The 16,816-nt window shown below is 71.0% G+C and carries 17 protein-coding genes; 10 read left to right on the top strand and 7 right to left on the bottom strand.

From position 1 onward, the window contains the following. Window positions 1–124 precede the first annotated feature (124 nt). Window positions 125–1,096 (bottom strand): DMT family transporter, encoded by a 972-nt coding sequence (locus K3769_RS04940; RefSeq protein WP_267025236.1) that lies wholly within the window; start codon window positions 1,094–1,096, stop codon window positions 125–127. Window positions 1,097–1,170: 74 nt separating this feature from the next. Here K3769_RS04940 and K3769_RS04935 point away from each other — a divergent pair, with 74 nt between their 5' ends. After that, window positions 1,171–2,073 carry a LysR family transcriptional regulator gene (locus tag K3769_RS04935; RefSeq protein WP_267025235.1) on the top strand — a complete coding sequence of 301 codons (903 nt, stop codon included), beginning with the start codon at window positions 1,171–1,173 and terminating at the stop codon, window positions 2,071–2,073. Between the two features lie 55 nt (window positions 2,074–2,128). Here K3769_RS04935 and K3769_RS04930 read toward each other — a convergent pair whose 3' ends face one another. Next, a complete protein-coding gene (locus tag K3769_RS04930) occupies window positions 2,129–2,596 on the bottom strand; it encodes a pyridoxamine 5'-phosphate oxidase family protein (protein ID WP_267025234.1) in 468 nt (155 codons plus the stop codon). A gap of 175 nt (window positions 2,597–2,771) precedes the next feature. Here K3769_RS04930 and K3769_RS04925 point away from each other — a divergent pair, with 175 nt between their 5' ends. Further along, on the top strand, window positions 2,772–3,422 hold the full coding sequence (locus K3769_RS04925; RefSeq protein WP_267025233.1) for a cysteine hydrolase family protein: 651 nt from the start codon (window positions 2,772–2,774) through the stop codon (window positions 3,420–3,422). Here K3769_RS04925 and K3769_RS04920 read toward each other — a convergent pair. Then, window positions 3,409–3,867, bottom strand: coding sequence for a Rieske (2Fe-2S) protein (locus tag K3769_RS04920; RefSeq protein WP_267025232.1), 459 nt, complete (start codon window positions 3,865–3,867; stop codon window positions 3,409–3,411). The two genes, K3769_RS04925 and K3769_RS04920, sit on opposite strands and share 14 nt — an antisense overlap. Window positions 3,868–3,989: 122 nt before the next feature. After that, window positions 3,990–6,194 carry a S9 family peptidase gene (locus tag K3769_RS04915; protein WP_267025231.1) on the bottom strand — a complete coding sequence of 735 codons (2,205 nt, stop codon included), beginning with the start codon at window positions 6,192–6,194 and terminating at the stop codon, window positions 3,990–3,992. A 312-nt stretch (window positions 6,195–6,506) separates the two neighbouring features. Between K3769_RS04915 and K3769_RS04910 the strand changes: the two genes are divergently transcribed. The 7 genes from K3769_RS04910 to K3769_RS04880 all read left to right on the top strand — a co-directional run bounded on the left by K3769_RS04910 (window position 6,507) and on the right by K3769_RS04880 (window position 12,996). Continuing rightward, window positions 6,507–7,307 carry a HipA family kinase gene (locus tag K3769_RS04910; protein ID WP_267025230.1) on the top strand — a complete coding sequence of 267 codons (801 nt, stop codon included), beginning with the start codon at window positions 6,507–6,509 and terminating at the stop codon, window positions 7,305–7,307. 53 nt (window positions 7,308–7,360) lie between these two features. Continuing rightward, window positions 7,361–7,753 (top strand): DUF3037 domain-containing protein, encoded by a 393-nt coding sequence (locus K3769_RS04905; RefSeq protein WP_267031247.1) that lies wholly within the window; start codon window positions 7,361–7,363, stop codon window positions 7,751–7,753. 158 nt (window positions 7,754–7,911) lie between these two features. After that, window positions 7,912–8,673 (top strand): 3-oxoacyl-ACP reductase FabG, encoded by a 762-nt coding sequence (fabG, locus tag K3769_RS04900; protein WP_267025229.1) that lies wholly within the window; start codon window positions 7,912–7,914, stop codon window positions 8,671–8,673. A gap of 16 nt (window positions 8,674–8,689) precedes the next feature. Next, window positions 8,690–9,448: an SDR family oxidoreductase gene (locus K3769_RS04895; RefSeq protein WP_267025228.1), complete on the top strand. Its 759-nt coding sequence runs from the start codon at window positions 8,690–8,692 to the stop codon at window positions 9,446–9,448. Between the two features lie 242 nt (window positions 9,449–9,690). Continuing rightward, window positions 9,691–11,280 carry an ABC transporter substrate-binding protein gene (locus tag K3769_RS04890; protein ID WP_267025227.1) on the top strand — a complete coding sequence of 530 codons (1,590 nt, stop codon included), beginning with the start codon at window positions 9,691–9,693 and terminating at the stop codon, window positions 11,278–11,280. Between the two features lie 89 nt (window positions 11,281–11,369). After that, window positions 11,370–12,053, top strand: a complete 684-nt coding sequence (gene ung, locus K3769_RS04885; protein ID WP_267025226.1) for a uracil-DNA glycosylase — start codon at window positions 11,370–11,372, stop codon at window positions 12,051–12,053. Between the two features lie 247 nt (window positions 12,054–12,300). Next, window positions 12,301–12,996: a hypothetical protein gene (locus K3769_RS04880; RefSeq protein WP_372514864.1), complete on the top strand. Its 696-nt coding sequence runs from the start codon at window positions 12,301–12,303 to the stop codon at window positions 12,994–12,996. Window positions 12,997–13,124: 128 nt separating this feature from the next. Here K3769_RS04880 and K3769_RS04875 read toward each other — a convergent pair whose 3' ends face one another. Together K3769_RS04875 and K3769_RS04870 are read right to left on the bottom strand one after the other, a co-directional pair. Continuing rightward, complete coding sequence (locus tag K3769_RS04875) at window positions 13,125–13,601, bottom strand: hypothetical protein (protein ID WP_267025225.1); 477 nt, start codon at window positions 13,599–13,601, stop codon at window positions 13,125–13,127. Window positions 13,602–13,739: 138 nt separating this feature from the next. Beyond that, complete coding sequence (locus tag K3769_RS04870) at window positions 13,740–14,252, bottom strand: DinB family protein (RefSeq protein WP_267025224.1); 513 nt, start codon at window positions 14,250–14,252, stop codon at window positions 13,740–13,742. A 214-nt stretch (window positions 14,253–14,466) separates the two neighbouring features. Between K3769_RS04870 and K3769_RS04865 the strand changes: the two genes are divergently transcribed. Next, complete coding sequence (locus K3769_RS04865) at window positions 14,467–15,390, top strand: Gfo/Idh/MocA family protein (RefSeq protein WP_267031245.1); 924 nt, start codon at window positions 14,467–14,469, stop codon at window positions 15,388–15,390. Here the strand turns inward: K3769_RS04865 and lnt are convergent. Next, complete coding sequence (gene lnt / locus K3769_RS04860; protein WP_267025223.1) at window positions 15,296–16,816, bottom strand: apolipoprotein N-acyltransferase; 1,521 nt, start codon at window positions 16,814–16,816, stop codon at window positions 15,296–15,298. The genes K3769_RS04865 and lnt overlap by 95 nt on opposite strands.

The raw sequence follows: 16,816 nt of genomic DNA, 5'->3' as shown, positions 1-16,816 counted from the left end.
CCCCTCGCCCCCTGATCGCGCTGCGCGCTCGTCCTCAAACGCCGGACGGGCTGAGAGGTGTCGCGGACGGGCTGAAGGTGTTACGTACGCACGGGCTGAAGGTGTTGTGGGCGGGCTGAAGGTGTTACGGACAGGCTGAGGTGTTCTGGACAGGCTGAGACTTTCTGGACTGCGACAGTGCGGCGCCCGCCAGCACTATCGCCGCGCCCGCCGGTGTGGACCACGTCAGGGATTCGCCCAGGATTGTTACGCCCGCTGTGGTGGCGATGATCGGGATGAAGTAGGTGACCGTCTGGGCCGTGGTCGGGCCCACCTCGGAGACCAGGCCGTACTGGATGAGGAAGGCGAAGCCCGTGCCTAGCGTGCCCAGGGCGATCACCGCGAGAAGTGGTACGGGTGCGAAGCGGGTCGGGGATGACGTGAACAGTGCGGTGACCACGGCCAGTTGCGCCGTGGCGAGGAACAACTGCGTGCCGGTCAGCGACAAGTTGGAGTGGCTGGAGCCGGCCAGTGTGCGACGGACGTAGATCCAGCCGATCGGGTAGCTGAGCGAGGCCAGCAGCGCCATCGTGGTGCCCGCGGCGTCCAGGCCGTGGAAGCCCTGCCAGGCGCCGAGCACCGTCAGGACGCCGAGGAATCCGATACCGAGGCCGGCCACCCGGCGGCGGGTCGGCCGGTCCTCGGAGAGGGCCACCATCGACAGCGCCATGCCCCACAGGGGCGAGGTCGCGTTGCAGATGCCCGCCAGGGTCGACGGGATCGTCAGTTCGGAGTACGCGAACAACGAGAACGGCAGGGCGTTGAGGAGCAGGGCCGCCACCGCCAGATGTCCCCAGGTACGCACCCCGCGCGGCAGACGCTCGCGCTTCCAGGCCATCGCCGCGGCGAGCACCAGCGCGCCGAAGAGCAGTCGGCCGAACGTCACCTGGAGCGGGGCGTAGCCGTCGGTGCCCACCTTGATCAGAAGGAAGCTGAAACCCCAGACGAGGGAGAGAGCGCCGAAGCGCAGACGCCAGCCGAGAGCCGGGCGGAGCGGGGCCGGCGAGGTGGTCGGTGAGGTGTGGGGAGGCGTGCGGGGTTCGGTGGGGGCGCTCATGCGGCTCACTCTCGCCGCCACAACCTATTAGAACAAGCGAGACTTTTACTTCGGTATCGCGTAGCATCGCTTACATGTTGAATCTGGAGCGGCTGCGTACTCTCGACGCCCTCGCCCGCCACGGCTCGGTCGGTGGCGCGGCCGACGGGCTGCATGTGACGACCTCGGCGGTCTCCCAGCAGATGTCCAAGCTGGAGCGCGAAGTGGGACAGCAGCTGCTCGCCAAGAACGGGCGGGGGGTGCGGCTCACCGACGCCGGGCGGCTCCTCGCCGACCACGCCGCCCGGATCCTGTCCCAGGTCGAGCTCGCCCAGTCCGATCTGGAGGCACAGCGCGGGCAGGTGGTGGGGGAGTTGCGGCTGGCCGCGTTCCCGACGGCCGCGCGCGGGCTGTTCCCGGTGGCCCTGGCCGCGCTGCGCACCGGGCATCCCGGACTGCGCGTCCGCTCACGCGAGCTGGAGCCGGAGGACGGAGTGGCCGGGGTGCAGCGCGGCGACATCGATCTGGCGGTGGTGCTCGACTGGTACAACAGACCGCTGCCCCTGACGGAGGGACTGGTCAAGGCCTCGCTCCTCGACGACCCCGCCGATGTGGCGATGCCCGAGGATCACCGCCTCGCCGACCGCACGGAGGTGGATCTGGAGGACTTCGCCGACGACGAGTGGATCGCCTGGGAGGAGGGCGAGTTCTGTCATGAGTGGCTGCTCTTCACCTTGCGGGGCAAGGGGATCGAGCCGGTGATCGCCCACCGCGCGGAGGAGCACCACACGCAGCTCGCCCTGGTCGCTGCGGGGCTCGGCGTGTGTGTCGCGCCCAGACTCGGGCGCGGACCGGTGCCGGCGGGTGTGCGGACGGTCCCGATGCGGCACCGGGTCACCAGACATGTGTACGCCGTGTGGCGGGCGGACGCCGACCGCCGACCGTCGATCAGGGCGGTGGCGGACGCGTTGCGGACGGCGGGAGCGGCGTACGGGTGACACGGTCCGTCCGCACTCGGTCAACTGTCACGGGGGGGGGTGCCGCAGGGGGGTGTCACAGATCGGCGAGTTTGCGGAAGTCCCAGGAAGCCGTCGCCTCGGGCGTCAGGCGCATCCAGGCGTGTCTGCCGTCGTGCGGCAGCTCGTCGATGCCGAAGTTCTTGCGGGCGAACAGCCGCTCCACGGAGTCGAGTTCGGGGCAGGGATCGCCGGTGCGCGGCACCTCACCGACGAACTCGACCGAGCCCGACACCTCGACGCCCCGCAACTGGTCGTACTCCTCCCCGGCGTCGATGACCACGGCCACCCGTGGATCGCGGCGCAGGTCCGCCCAGCGCTTGCTGCGGGTGATCGAGTACAGCCAGAGCGACTTGCCGTCCCAGACGAACCAGAGTGTGCTGACGTGCGGGGCGCCGTCGGCGGAGACGGTCGCGACGCGGCAGGTGCGCTGGGTGGTCAGGAACTCGTCCAGCTCCTCGGGCGTCATCATGATCTTTCGTCCCCGACGCTGAGTGGCGGCCATACGGTTCCCTCTTCTCCGGCTGTGACGACATCTCCCGAGCGGTGCCTGATGCCGCGTCAGGAAATCATGGGTCGTCTTCCCTCCGTACGCAATGGTGGTTACGCTCGCCCGCCACCGCCGGTCGGACCGAGCCGGTCCGGGCGGTCCGGGAAGACCGTTCGCGACAGGGGAAGCCATGCCGTCGTACGAAGCGCTCAGCGAACTGCTCGATCCCGCGACCACGGTGCTGCTGACCGTCGAATGCCAGCAGGGTGTCGTCGGTCCGGACAGCGCACTGCCGGAACTCGCCCGCGAGGCCCGTTCGTCGGGCGTGCTCGACCGGGTCGCACGTCTGGTGGCAGCGGCCCATGAGAGCGGTGTACAGGTGATGCACGCGATCGCCGAGCGCCGCCCGGACGGCCGCGGCGCGAATCACAACGCCCGGCTGTTCCGCGCGGCCGAACGGCTGCCGGTGCAGCAACTGGCCGGCAGCACGGCGGTCCGTGTCGCCCCGCCCGTGGAGGTCGCCGCCGAGGATCTCGTCGTACGCCGTCTGCACGGCCTGTCGCCCCTCGCGGGCACCGACGTCGACGCGCTGCTGCGCAATCTGGGATGCCGCACGCTGATCGTGACGGGGGTCTCCGCCAACGTGGCCGTACCCAACACGGTGTTCGACGCCGTGAACCGCGGCTACACCGCCGTGGTCCCGGGGGACGCCATCGCGGGTGTGCCCTCGGAGTACACCCCCGCGATGATCCGCAACACGCTCGCCCTGGTGGCCACCATCACCACCACGGACGACGTGCTGACCTGCTTCAAACGACCCCGCGGGGTCAGGCGAGGGTGATCGAGTCCCCGCTCACCTTGATGTTGGCGGCCGTGAGTCCGCTGGTCGCGGGACCCTTCTTGACGGCGCCGTCCGTGACGCTGAACTGGCTGCCGTGGGCGGGGCAGGTGATGACGCCGTTGTCGACGCTGTTCACGCGCTGCTGCTGGTGCGGGCACACCGTGGAGAAGGCCTTGAACTCGCCGGCCGTCGGCTGGGTGACGACCACGGACTGGTCGGCGAAGATCTTGCCGCCGCCCTCCGGGATGTCGGTGGTCTTGGCGAGTGCCGCGCCGCCGGCGGATCCGGTCGAGGCATCTGAGGAGGAGTTCGAGGAGGAGTCGGACGACTTGTCGTCGGATCCCCCGCAGGCGGTCAGCGTGGCCGCGAGCCCGGCCCCGCCCAATGCCGCAAGGAGGGTGCGGCGGCAGAGCGCCGGAGCGGGCTGAAGCGATTCGCTGGACATGGTGGCGGTCCCTTCCACAGATGTGCAGGTGTGCGGATGTACAAGTGTGCACATGCATAGACGTGCGTTTGCGGGGGTGAGCGTCGATCCGACAAGGGGTACGGGCACGTCACCCGCATGGTTCAGATGGTCCGGAGATGCAGCGACTTCTTGATGAAATCGAGATCCATTCGGAGAAGGTTGTCCATCACGCCTTCCTGCGTCACCAGATGGGTCGCGCCTGCCAAGGGGAGCACGGTGTGCGGTCGGCCCGCCGCCAACAGGGCCGCCGAGAACCGCAGCATGTGTGCCGGGAACACATTGTCGTCGGCCATCCCGTGGACGAGCATCAGGGGCCGGGTGAGTCGGTGGGCGTGCGCCACCAGCGAGCACCGCTCGTAATGGTCCGGCTGTACGTCGGGATGCCCGAGGTAGCGCTCCTTCCAGTGCGTGTCGTACAGCCGCAGATCGGTCGGCGCCGCGCCCGCGACGGCCGCGCGGAACACATCGGGCCGGTGCAGTACGGCACCCGCAGCGAGGTAGCCGCCGAAGGACCAGCCGCGGATGGCCACCCGGCCGGTGTCCAGTTCGGGGAAGACCTCCGCGGCGGCGCGTACGGCGTCGGCCTGGTCCTCGACGACCGGCATCAGCTGGTCGCCGTGGATGGCCCTCTCCCAGGCCCGGTCGCGCCCCGGAGTGCCGCGCCCGTCGACCGACAGCACGGCGAAACCCTGATCTGCGAACCACTGGTTCACGGCGTGCTGCCACGTGGCCGCCTTCACGACCGTCTGCCCGCCCGGCCCGGAGTAGGAGTGCACGATCACCGGAAGGCGGCCCCGCCGGCCCGAGCCCGAGTCCGAGGTGGAACCCGATCCCGGGTTCGGGTCCGACGGCCCCGGCTCGTACGACGTCGGCAGATACAGCGCCGCCCGCAGTTCGCGTGCGCCGAGCGTCAGGAAGCGGGGGCGCGGCCGGGTCACCGGACGCTCGGCGAGCACCTGGATCCGCCCGGCCCGGACACCGTCGCGCAGCACGGTCACCGTCCGCCCGTCGAGCGTCGAACTGTCCAGCACGACGGTGCCGCCCCCGACGGCGGCGTGGTGCACACCCGGCTCATCCGTCAGCCGGGTGAAACCGTTCTCCGTGTCGTACGACCAGACGTGCGCCTCGGTCGGCTCCTCGGCCGCCATGAGATAGAGCCGGTCACCCGCCGCGCCGAGCAGTTCGTGGACGTACATGCCCTCCGGCGTACGGACCCCGGTCGCGGTCATCAGCAGGCCGCGCGTGCCCTCCTGGGTGGTGAGGACGAGACCGGTGCCCGCGGTGGAGGCGGGGGTTCCGGGTACGAACTCCAGCCAGGCGGGGTCCGTCAGATGGTGCAGCGTCGTGCTCGCGCCGGTCGCCGCGTCGACGCGCAGCACATACGCCGAACGCTGGTCCCGGGTCTGTACGACGGCGAGGGGCCCGGCCTCGTCCCAGTCCGCCTGCGCGACGTACTCGAAGGCCGGATCGGTCCACTCCCCGCCCGGATGCGACACGGCCTCCTTGGGCAGGTCCACGTCGACGCGACCGCCGTCGAGGTCCACGACGTGCAGGGACAGCCGTGCGTTGGCCGTCCCGGCGGCCGGGTACCGGATCGCGCGCGGGGGACGCTCCGGGTGCGCCGGATCGCCGATGTACCACTGCTGGACCGGCGAGTTGTCGACCCGCACCACCAGCAGGGCGGCACCGCCCGGCGACCACCAGAACGACCGGGCACGCTCCAGCGACTCGGCCGACACATGGTCGGAGAGCCCGTAGGTGACCTCCGGCCCCTCCGGCTCGGCCAGTGCGCGATCACCGGTGCCGTCGGCGCGTACGACACGCAGGGCGCCCCCGCTGACGTACGCGATGTGGGTGCCGTCGGGACTGGGACGCGGGGTGACGGCCGGACCCGCCGTGGGGATCCGGCGGGTGACGCCCTCGTCGGTGCGCACGGTCCACAGGGTGCCCGAGAGGGCGAAGACGACCAGGCGGACGGCCGCGTCGGTCGCGTACGAGACGATTCCGGCGCTGGTCTCGCGGGCCCGTTCGCGGCGGATCCGCTCGGCCTCCGGGACCTCGCCGCCGTCGCCGAGGGCGAACGGGTCCGCGAGCGGCTGCTCCCCGCCGTTCTCGTACAGCCAGAGCAGACTCGTGGTGGAACGGCCGCTCGCGGTGCGCAGGAAGAGCACGCGGTCACCGTCGGGCGAGACGGTGTAACCGCGCGGCACACCGAGGGAGAAGCGCTTGGTCCGGGCGAACTGCAGGGGCAGGTCTTCCGCGGTCACGGGGGTCCCTTCGGGAGATCCGGAGAAGGATGGTTGCATGCGGCCGGGCGACGGCTCGAACCCCGGCCGGTTCCGTGTCCCGCGGCACGCCGGGAGAGATGTTTCCGCCGCCCGGCGGCGGGGCCCGTGCGGTCGCGTCATCGTGCCGACGTGGCGAGGACGGTGCGCGTCACAACCCGGACGCCGGACCCGCCGCTTCAGCGGCGTCGTGCACAGGAGAGGCCGGCCGGGGTCTGCGCCGAGAGCATGGTAATCGTCGAACATCCCGTAGCCACCGGGTTTTTCCGACCGCCGGCCCGCGCGCGGGGAGCCTGCGGAGGACGGCCGCCGCAGCCCCTATAACCTGGGGAAATGCTGAGAGAAGTCACCGCGACCCGCTACATCACGCCCCTGCGTGAGGGCGGCTCGCTGCCGGGGCTCGTCGAGGCCGACGACCTCGGTACGTACGTCATGAAGTTCACCGGCGCCGGACAGGGCCGCAAGACCCTCGTCGCGGAGGTCGTCTGCGGTGAACTGGCCCGGCGGCTGGGCCTGCGCGTACCGGGACTGGCGGCGATCGGGCTCGATCCGGTCATCGGCCTCGGTGAACCGGACCAGCAGGTGCAGGAGTTGCTCAAGTCGAGCGGCGGGCTGAACCTCGCCATGGACTTCCTCTCCCGGGCGATCGGATTCGACTCCCTCGTCCACGAGGTGAGCCCGGCGGAAGCCGGGAAGGTCGTCTGGTTCGACGCGCTGGTCAACAACGTCGACCGGTCGTGGCGCAACCCCAACATGCTGTTCCGGGACGGCGAGCTGTGGCTCATCGACCACGGCGCCACCATGATCTGGCACCACAACTGGCCGGGAGCGCAGGCCTCGGCGGCCAAGCCGTACGACGCGACCGACCACGCCCTTGCGCCCTTCGGCCCCGATGTCCTCGGAGCCGCCGCCGAGTTGGGCCCGCGCGTCACGGAGGAACTGCTCGCCGAGGTGACCGCCGCGATCCCCGGCGAGTGGCTGAAGGACGAGCCGGGCTTCGACTCGGCCGACGCGCTCCGGCAGGCGTACGCGAGGCCGCTTCTCGCCCGTGCCGCCACGATCCACGAGCGCATCCGCCTCCAGGGCGACACCAGTGACACCAGCGGCATCGGCAACCGGAAGGGCACGAAGTGAACGAGCGCGACCACCGGGACGGCCGAGTCGTCGACGGGGGCGATGAGGGCAACGTGGTCGACGCCGTCGAACGTGTGGTCTACGAGTACGCGGTGCTGCGTGTCGTGCCGCGCGTCGAGCGGGGGGAGTACTTCAACGCGGGAGTGCTCGTGTACTGCCGCGCGCACTCCTTCGTGGCCGCCCGCACCCATCTCGACGAGACCAAGCTGCTCGCGCTCGACCCGGCCGCGGACGCCTCGGCCGTACGGGCCGCGCTGCGGGCCGTCGAGGGGGTCTGCGCCGGGGGCGCGGCGGCCGGGCAGGCCGCGGGGGACGACGCCGGACGGCGTTTCCGCTGGCTGATCGCGCCCCGCTCCACGGTGGTGCAGCCGGGGCCCGTCCACACCGGTCTCACGGTGGATCCCGCGGCCGAGACGGCGCGCCTGCTCGACCTGCTGGTCAGGTAATGGATCACATGGGCGCCGCTTGCCGTTGACACTGGGTGCCAAGGCTTCTAGCGTCTCGTCCGTTGAAGGTACTAAGCGGTCGCTCACCAGTGGGGCGTACCGTGAGAGCCGCAGGTCCGGTCTTTCAAGGGCTTCCCCAAGGGCGAGGAGAACCAGCAATGTCCACCACTGAGCAGCGCGTCGCCGTAGTCACCGGTGCCGCGCGCGGCATCGGCGCCGCGACCGCCGTACGACTGGCCGCCGAGGGCCGTGCCGTCGCGGTGATCGACCTCGACGAGGCCGCGTGCAAGGACACCGTGGAGAAGATCACCGCCGCCGGCGGCAGGGCGATCGCGGTGGGCGCCGACGTCTCCGACGAGGCGCAGGTCGAGGCCGCCGTGGCGCGGGTCGCCCAGGAGCTCGGGGCGCCGACGATCCTGGTGAACAACGCGGGCGTGCTCCGCGACAACCTGCTGTTCAAGATGAGCGTGTCCGACTGGGACACGGTCCTGAACGTGCACCTGCGCGGCTCCTTCCTGATGACGCGGGCCGTCCAGAAGCACATGGTGGAGGCCCGGTTCGGCCGGGTCGTCAACCTCTCCTCGTCCTCGGCGCTCGGCAACCGCGGCCAGGTCAACTACTCCGCCGCCAAGGCCGGTCTGCAGGGCTTCACCAAGACCCTCGCGTTCGAGCTGGGCAAGTTCGGCGTCACCGCGAACGCCGTGGCGCCCGGCTTCATCGTGACGGACATGACCGCCGCGACCGCCGAGCGCGTCGGCATGGGCTTCGAGGAGTTCCAGGCCGCCGCCGCCACCCAGATCCCGGTCCAGCGCGTGGGCAACCCGGACGACATCGCCAACGCGATCGCCTTCTTCACGGGCGACGACGCCGGATTCGTCTCCGGCCAGGTGCTGTACGTGGCCGGCGGACCGCTCAACTAGGACTGGGGACAGGGACATGACCACTGTGGAACTCTCGGGCAAGGTCGCCCTCGTCACCGGTGCCAGCCGCGGCATCGGCTACGGCGTCGCACAGGCGCTGCTCGCGCGCGGCGACCGGGTGTGCATCACCGGCCGCAACGAGGACGCGCTCAAGGAGGCCGTCGAGCAGCTCGGCGCCGACCGCGTCATCGGTGTCGCGGGCAAGGCCCACGACGAAACCCACCAGGCCGTCGCCGTCGAGCGCACCATGGAGGCGTTCGGCCGCGTCGACTTCCTGGTCAACAACGCCGGTACGAACCCGGTGTTCGGGCCGATCGCCGACCTCGACCTCAACGTGGCGCGGAAGGTGTTCGAGACCAACGTCGTCTCCGCGCTCGGCTTCGCCCAGCAGACGTGGAAGGCGTGGCAGAGCGCGAACGGCGGCGCGATCGTCAACATCGCCTCGCTCGCGGGGGTCTCGGCCTCGCCGTTCATCGGCGCGTACGGCATGAGCAAGGCCGCGATGATCAACCTGTCCCTCCAGCTGGCGCACGAGTTCGCCCCGCTGGTGCGGGTCAACTCGATCGCGCCCGCCGTGGTCAAGACCAAGTTCGCGCAGGCCCTGTACGAGGGGCGCGAGGCGGAGGCCGCTGCGGCGTACCCGCTGGGCAGGCTCGGGGTGCCCTCCGACATCGGGGGCGCCGCCGCCTTCCTCACCTCGGAGCAGTCGGACTGGATCACCGGGCAGACGCTCGTGGTCGACGGCGGGATCTTCCTCAACGCCGGCGTGTCCTGACCGGTACCGACAGGAAATTCGGTGTTTTAAACCCTGCGTCGTACACGGGTTTTCCACACGGAAAATTCGTGCGGAAAGCGGATATGTTCCGCACAGATTCCAAACAAGAGTCGCAGAGCCAAAAAGAACCGAACAAATGATGTTCGTGCACGTCAAGTGCCCCGTCGGCAGCGCCGGTTGACGGGCGGGGCACTGCGATATGGTCCTGCCCACTTTGGCGGGGCTCATCGAGGAGCGTGCGCGTGTTGAAGCGGAACCGATCTCTGCGGCACTTGTCGGTGATCGCGTCCATCACCTCCATATCCCTGGTCACCGGGTGCGGAGCGTTCTCCTCGGACACCTCCGAGGGCGAGGGCCCGATCGTCGTGGGCACCACCAGCGCACCCAGCACCCTCGACCCGGCCGCGTCCTGGGACGGGTCGTGGGAGCTGTTCCGCAACATTTACCAGACCCTTCTCAACTACCCGGCCGGAGCGTCCGCGCCCGAGCCCGACGCCGCCGAGAGCTGCCGCTTCACCGACGACTCCAACCGCACGTACACCTGCACGCTGCGGGAGGGGATGTCCTTCTCCGACGGGCACGATCTCGACGCCGAGGCCGTGAAGCACTCCATCGACCGCATCCGGAAGATCGCCGTGGACGGTGGCCCGGCGGGCCTGCTCGGCAGTCTCGCGCGGGTCGAGACGAAGGGGGACCGCGAGGTCGTCTTCCGCCTCAACAAGCCGGACGCCACCTTCCCGTTCGTGCTCGCCACACCCGCCATGTCGATCGTCGACCCCGAGGAGTACCCGGCCGACGCCCTGCGCGAGGGCGGCGAGGTCACCGGATCGGGACCGTACGACCTGGAGTCCTACAAGGAGGGGCGGGAGGCCCGGCTCGCCCGCAACGACAAGTACAAGGGCTCCGCCGACCGCCAGAACAACGCCGTCACCATCCGGTACTTCCAGGACTCGGACGACATGGTCGGCTCCCTGAAGGACCACAAGATCGACGTCACCCTGCGCGGACTCGCCGCCGAGGACGTCGTCGCCCTGGAGGACCGGCGCGGCGAGGGCGAGATCCAGCTGGTGGAGGGCGCGGGCACTGAGATCCGCTACCTGGTGTTCAACCCGAAGGACCCGTGGGCCAGGAAGGCGGCGGTCCGCAGGGCCGTCGCGCAGGTCGTCGACCGGCCGGCCATCGCCCACAGCGTCTACAAGGACACCGTCGAACCACTTTACTCCATGGTTCCGAGCGGACTGGCCGGCCACACCACCGGCTTCTTCGACGACTACGGAAGCCCCAGCACCTCCAAGGCCCGGCAGATCCTCCTGGAGGCGGGCATCTCCGAACGGGTGCCGCTCACCCTCTGGTACACCACGGACCGGTACGGCTCCACGACCAAGCCCGAGTTCGAGGAGCTGAGGCGGCAGCTCAACGAGACCGGCCTGTTCAGCGTCACCGTCAAGGGCCGCCCCTGGAAGACGTACGAGGCCGGCTACCGCAAGGGCGAGTACCCCGTGTTCGGCCGTGGCTGGTTCCCCGACTTCCCGGACGCCGAGAACTTCATCGCCCCGTTCGTGGGCGAACAGAACGCGCTCGGTACGCCCTACGAGTCCCACGAGATCACGGACGTCCTGCTGCCCGAGTCGCGCCGCCGGAGCGACCGGGGGGACGTGGTCGAGCAGTTCGAGAAGGCCCAGGACATCCTGGTGGACGACGTGCGGCTGCTCCCCCTGTGGCAGGGCAAGCAGTACATCGCCGCCAGTGAGGAGATCTCCGGCGTCGAGCGCTCGCTCGACCCGTCGACGATCATGATGGTGTGGGAGTTGTCCCGCAAGCCCAGCTGGTGACGGGGGAGTCTTCGGCATCCCGGCCGATTGTCAGTGGGCGGCGGTAGGTTCTGAGGACCGGAAACAACCGCACCTGTAAGGAAGTTCACGTGACCGACACCGCCATGCTGCCCGAGTCCTGGCGCGGCGTCCTGGGCGAAGAGCTGCAGAAGCCGTACTTCAAGGAGCTCACCGAGTTCGTCGAGGAGGAGCGCGAGAAGGGGGCCGTCTACCCGCCGCGCGACGAGGTCTTCGCCGCACTCGACGCGACTCCCTACGACCGCGTGAAGGTGCTCGTCCTCGGACAGGACCCGTACCACGGCGAGGGTCAGGGCCACGGCCTGTGCTTCTCGGTGCGGCCCGGGGTGAAGACGCCGCCCTCCTTGCGCAACATCTACAAGGAGATGAAGGAGGAGCTGGGCCACCCGGTGCCGGACAACGGCTATCTGATGCCGTGGGCCGAGCAGGGCGTCCTGCTGCTCAACGCGGTGCTGACGGTCCGCTCCGGAGAGGCCAACTCGCACAAGGGCAAGGGCTGGGAGAAGTTCACGGACGCGGTGATCCGGGCCGTGGCCGACCGGCCCGACCCGGCGGTGTTCGTCCTGTGGGGCAACTACGCGCAGAAGAAGCTCCCGCTCATCGACGAGGAGCGGCACATCGTCGTCAAGGGTGCGCATCCCTCGCCGCTGTCCGCGAAGAAGTTCTTCGGCTCGCGTCCGTTCACGCAGATCGACGAGGCGGTGGCGAAGCAGGGCCACGAGCCGATCGACTGGCGCATCCCGAACGTCGGCTGACGGCGGCCTGCCCCTGGCCGGAGCGGGACGTTACCCCTGGCCGGGGTGGGACGGGCCGCCCTGCTCCTGCCGGTCCGGTCCCGGCGGGGTGGGAGAGCGGCCCCCACGGGGGTGGGATGGGGAGCCGCGCGTCGAGGCCGGGCGGGCCGACCCCTGGCGGATGGGGTAGCCCGCTCGTTGGCCGGGGCGGGGCGGTTGCCGGTGCGTCGGTCCAGTTCCGTACGGGGCCGCCTCAGCTTGATTGTCGGTGCCTGCCGTTAGCGTCGGAGGCAGGTGGCAACGGCAGGCGCGGGTGCGCCCGCCGGCGGACGAGCGGGTGGAGGGCGACGCGGTGGCGGAGCAGCAGGAGCAGGCGGCGGCGGACGCGATGATGACCAGGATCGGGCAGGTCATCATGCTTCTCCACGGCGGCGACCGGGAGGAGGCCCAGGGCCGCTTCCTGGACCTGTGGGCCGAGATCGGCGAGGAGGGCGACGCCCTCCACCGCTGCACACTCGCGCACTACATGGCCGACACGCAGGACGACCCCTCGGACGAACTCGCCTGGGACCTGAGGGCCCTGTCCGCGGCGGACGAACTCACCGACGAGCGGGTCGCCGAGCACCACCAGTCCCTCGCGGTACGCGCGTTCTACCCGTCCCTGCATCTGAACCTCGCCGCGGACTATGTGAAGCTCGGCCGCTCCGAGGCGGCCCGGGGCCACCTGGGAGCGGCGCGGGCCGGCGTGGGCGTCCTCGGCGACGACGCCTATGGGGACGGGATCCGGGCCGGCATCGGCCGCCTGGAGTCGCGGCTGGACCGGGAGGGCCCCGACGGCCCACCCGAACCCACGCCGAGGCGGCCGGGCCAGGGGAGAGCCCCTGGAGCGGCGGAAGCGGCAGGAGGGGCTGGTGGGACGGGAGGCGAGACGCTGGGGCCGCCGCGTGGGGAGCCGGAGCCCTAGGACACCTCCGACACCCTCCGACACCTCCGATATCTCCGCAGACTCCTGCCTTACCTGCCTGCCTGCCTGCCTGACGCCCCCGGTCCCGTCCCCCAGTGCTTCCACCACCGCCGGAGGCGGCAACGGCGTCAACCGCCGTACATGTCCTGGCAGATGGCCGCCTGTGGGCTGTCCGCCCGCCAGCCGCCGTACGTCCGGCCCAGGGCGCACACGTCCGTGCCCGTCGACGGCACGGACGCGGGCAGTCGCGGCACCGCCCGGTGGTCGGGGTGCCGGGGTGCCGGGCGCCGGGGAGGTTCGGCGGGGGCCTGCCGAGGCCGGGCCACCGGAGCGGCGGCGGGGCCGGCAGGGGGCGTACGGGCCGGTGCGGACGTCGATGCCGAAGGGCGGCGGGACGGGCCGATGAGCTCCAGGGCCTCGCGGGCCGGGGCCTGCACGACGCGTTGCTCGGCCCTGCCGTCCGGGCGTGGCTCCGACACCGGGGGCGGGGCGGACGGCGGGGCGGGCGAAGGCGTTCGCTGGACGGTCACACAGCCCGAGACGGCTGAGACCGCCGAGACGGCCATGGTGACCAGAAGCGCTGCGGTGGTCGCGGATCGATGCACCCGCGCAACTCTGCTGGTTCCGCCGTGATTTGGGGAGCCGACAAGCGGAGTGTGCCCCGCACGGGTGAAGGCCCGGTGGCCGATGCCGCCCCCGTTGCCCTCAGCCGAACGGCCTCAACCGCACGTCTTCCGTCGCCCTCACTCGCCGGTCGCCCCGTCGATGCGCTCGCGGATCAGATCGGCGTGGCCGTTGTGGCGCGCGTACTCCTCGATCATGTGTGTGTAGATCCACCGCAGGTTGAAGGGCTTGTCGGAGAATCTGCTCCGGCCCTCGGACAGGTCGTCCAGGCCGAGCGGCGCCGCGTTGCGGCGGGCGACCGCGATCTCGCCCTGCCAGGTGGCGTACGCCTCCTTCCAGGTGTCCGCCTCGGTGAGATGGAACTCGCCGTCCCGGTCCTCGTCGCTGTAGTGGAGCGGCCCGGCGTCGTCGCCCACCAGGACCCTGCGGAACCAGCTGCGTTCCACGTCCGCCATGTGCCGGACGAGACCGAGCAGGGACAGCTCGGAGGGCGGCACCGCGGCCGTCCTGAGCTGGGAGTCGTCCAGGCCCTCGCACTTCCATGCGAGGGTCTCCCGGTGGTAGTCCAGCCAGCCCTCCAGCATGGCTCGCTCACCGGCGTCCGTGGCGGGTCCCCTGCGTTCGATCGTCATGACCGCATCATCGCGGACAACCGATGCCCCGGCCCACTCGATTTCGCGCCCGCGCCTGCGCCCCGCGCCGTTCCGTCCACGTGACTCCCGCCGAGCCGCCCCTCGTGCGAAGAACGCCCTGGCCATGGGGTCGGCGCCGTCATCGTCGCCGTATGCTTCCGACGACGTGGGCGTGAGCGTGCCCCGGACCCGTGATCCCCCGGAGGAGATCCTCGTGAAGGTCGGCTGCATCGGACTCGGCGACATCGCGCTGAAGGCATACCTGCCGGTGCTCGCCACCCGCCCCGGACTCGAACTGCACCTGCACACACGCACGCCCGCGACCCTCACCAGGGTCGCCGACAGCCTGCACGTACCGGCCGCGCGGCGGCACACGGACCTCGACCACCTGCTCGCGCAGGACCTCGACGCGGCGTTCGTGCACGCCCCCACCCACGCCCACCCCGAGATCGTGGGGCGGCTGCTCGAAGCGGGCGTCCCCACCTACGTCGACAAGCCGATCGCGTACGAACTCGCCGACTCCGAGCGCCTGGTGCGGCTCGCGGAGGAGCGGAACACCAGTCTGGCCGTCGGTTTCAACCGGCGTCACGCCCCCGGATACGCGCAGTGCGTCGAGCACCCGCGCGAGTTGATCCTGATGCAGAAGAACCGCGTCGGCCTGCCGGAACAGCCCCGCACGATGATCCTCGACGACTTCATCCACGTCGTGGACACCCTGCGGTTCCTGGTGCCCGGACCGGTCGACGACGTGACCGTGCGGGCCCGGGTCGAGGACGGGCTGCTGCACCACGTCGTACTGCAACTGGCCGGGGACGGGTTCACGGCACTCGGGGTGATGAACCGGCTGAGCGGCTCCGCCGAGGAGATCCTGGAGGTGTCCGGGCAGGACACCAAGCGTCAGGTGGTCAACCTCTCCGAGATCATCGACCACAAGGGGCAACCGACGGTCAGGCGGCGCGGCGACTGGGTTCCGGTGGCCCGCCAGCGCGGCATCGAGCAGGCCGTACTCGCCTTCCTCGACGCCGTGCGCGCGGGCAAGGTCCTCAGCGCCCGGGACGCGCTGGAGACTCACGAACTGTGCGAGCGGGTGGTGCGTGCGGTGACGGAGCGCTCGCCCCGAGGCGACTCGACCGCCTGAGCCGCAGCGACCGTACGCCCTCGGTGGCGCCCAGTGCGGCCAGGATCAGCAGGGCCAGATACACCGGCCACTCGCCGAAGCGCGCGTACGGGGTGACACCGTGCGCCAGCGGCACCTCGTACACGGCGGACGTGCTCGCGTCGGTGCCGAGCCAGGAGCCGACGCGTTCGCCGCCCGGACCGTAGACCGCCGAGACGCCGGTGAGCGTCGCGTGGACCATCGGGCGGCCCGTCTCCGCGGCCCGCAGCGCCGCCAGCGAGGCGTGCTGCTCGGGGGCCCAGCTGCTCTGGAACGACGAGGTCGACGACTGCGCGAGCAGCACGTCGGCGCCGTCACGGGCGAGATGGCGGCTGATGTCGGGGAACGCCGACTCGAAGCAGACCATCGGGCCCACCCGCAGTCCGTCGCCGACGTTCATCACGACCTGCCGGGTGCCGCGCATACGGTCCTCGCCCGCCGCCTTGCCCACGGAGGTCGCCCAGCCGAGGAGCGAGCGCGCCGGGACGTACTCGCCGAAGGGCACCAGCCGCATCTTGTCGTAGCGGTCGCCGGTCGGGCCCTGCGGACCCACGAGCACGGAACTCTTGTAGATGCCCGGCCGGTCCGAGCGGCGCGCGTCGACGTTCACCATGATGTCGGCGTCGACCTCGCGGGACAGCGCGGCGAGCCGGTCGGCCAGGTCGGCACGGTCGGCGAGGTCGAAACCGACACTGCTCTCGCCCCACACGACCAGGTCGACGTCCCGCCCTGCCAGCTTCCGGGTGAGCGCCTCCTCGCGTGCGAACCGCCTCTCCGGAGCGCCCGCCCCGTCGATCACGCCGGGCTGCACGACGGCGATCCGGGCCCGTCCGCCGTCCTCCGCCGGCCGGGGGGACCAGACCCAGACCGCCGAGGTGGCCGCGGCCGTCGCGACGAGCCCGGCCACCGCCGGGACCCGGGAGGACCGCACGGCGACGAGGACGGCGACCGCCACGTTCACCGCCACGAGCAGGAAGCTCAGCAGCCACACCCCGCCGACCGAGGCGAGCCGCAGAGCGGGCGCCACCTCCCACTGGCTCGACCCGAGCAGGCCCCAGGGGCCGCCCAACCCCTCCCAGGAGCGTACGAGTTCGACCATCAGCCAGCCGGAGGGCAGCACGAACAGGGCGGCCAGCACGCGCCCCGCCGAGGGCGCCCCGGCCAGGAACCGGCGTACCAGCCAGCCCCACGGCGCCCACAGCGCGCCCAGCAGCGCCGCTATCACGACGGTGAAGACATGCAGGCTCGGCAGCAGCCAGTGGTGCACGGCCAGCATGAAACCGAGCCCGCCGAGCCAGCCGTCGTACGCCGCGCGCCGCCCGGTCGGGGCCGAGCGCACGAGCAGGATCCACGGCACCAGTGCCACGTACGCGAACCACCACAGGGACGGGGCGGGGAAGCTCAGCAT

The organism is Streptomyces ortus, from assembly GCF_026341275.1.
Classification (GTDB): domain Bacteria; phylum Actinomycetota; class Actinomycetes; order Streptomycetales; family Streptomycetaceae; genus Streptomyces; species Streptomyces ortus.
This window is presented reverse-complemented; position numbering and strand designations above follow the sequence as displayed.

Bases quoted from the DNA above. Each gene is read 5' to 3' on its own strand.
- K3769_RS04940 (WP_267025236.1), bottom strand. From the start codon at position 1,096: ATGAGCGCCCCCACCGAACCCCGCACGCCTCCCCACACCTCACCGACC.
- K3769_RS04935 (WP_267025235.1), top strand. From the start codon at position 1,171: ATGTTGAATCTGGAGCGGCTGCGTACTCTCGACGCCCTCGCCCGCCAC.
- K3769_RS04930 (WP_267025234.1), bottom strand. From the start codon at position 2,596: ATGGCCGCCACTCAGCGTCGGGGACGAAAGATCATGATGACGCCCGAG.
- K3769_RS04925 (WP_267025233.1), top strand. From the start codon at position 2,772: ATGCCGTCGTACGAAGCGCTCAGCGAACTGCTCGATCCCGCGACCACG.
- K3769_RS04920 (WP_267025232.1), bottom strand. From the start codon at position 3,867: ATGTCCAGCGAATCGCTTCAGCCCGCTCCGGCGCTCTGCCGCCGCACC.
- K3769_RS04915 (WP_267025231.1), bottom strand. From the start codon at position 6,194: ATGCAACCATCCTTCTCCGGATCTCCCGAAGGGACCCCCGTGACCGCG.
- K3769_RS04910 (WP_267025230.1), top strand. From the start codon at position 6,507: ATGCTGAGAGAAGTCACCGCGACCCGCTACATCACGCCCCTGCGTGAG.
- fabG (WP_267025229.1), top strand. From the start codon at position 7,912: ATGTCCACCACTGAGCAGCGCGTCGCCGTAGTCACCGGTGCCGCGCGC.
- K3769_RS04895 (WP_267025228.1), top strand. From the start codon at position 8,690: ATGACCACTGTGGAACTCTCGGGCAAGGTCGCCCTCGTCACCGGTGCC.
- K3769_RS04870 (WP_267025224.1), bottom strand. From the start codon at position 14,252: ATGACGATCGAACGCAGGGGACCCGCCACGGACGCCGGTGAGCGAGCC.
- lnt (WP_267025223.1), bottom strand. From the start codon at position 16,816: ATGCTGAGCTTCCCCGCCCCGTCCCTGTGGTGGTTCGCGTACGTGGCA.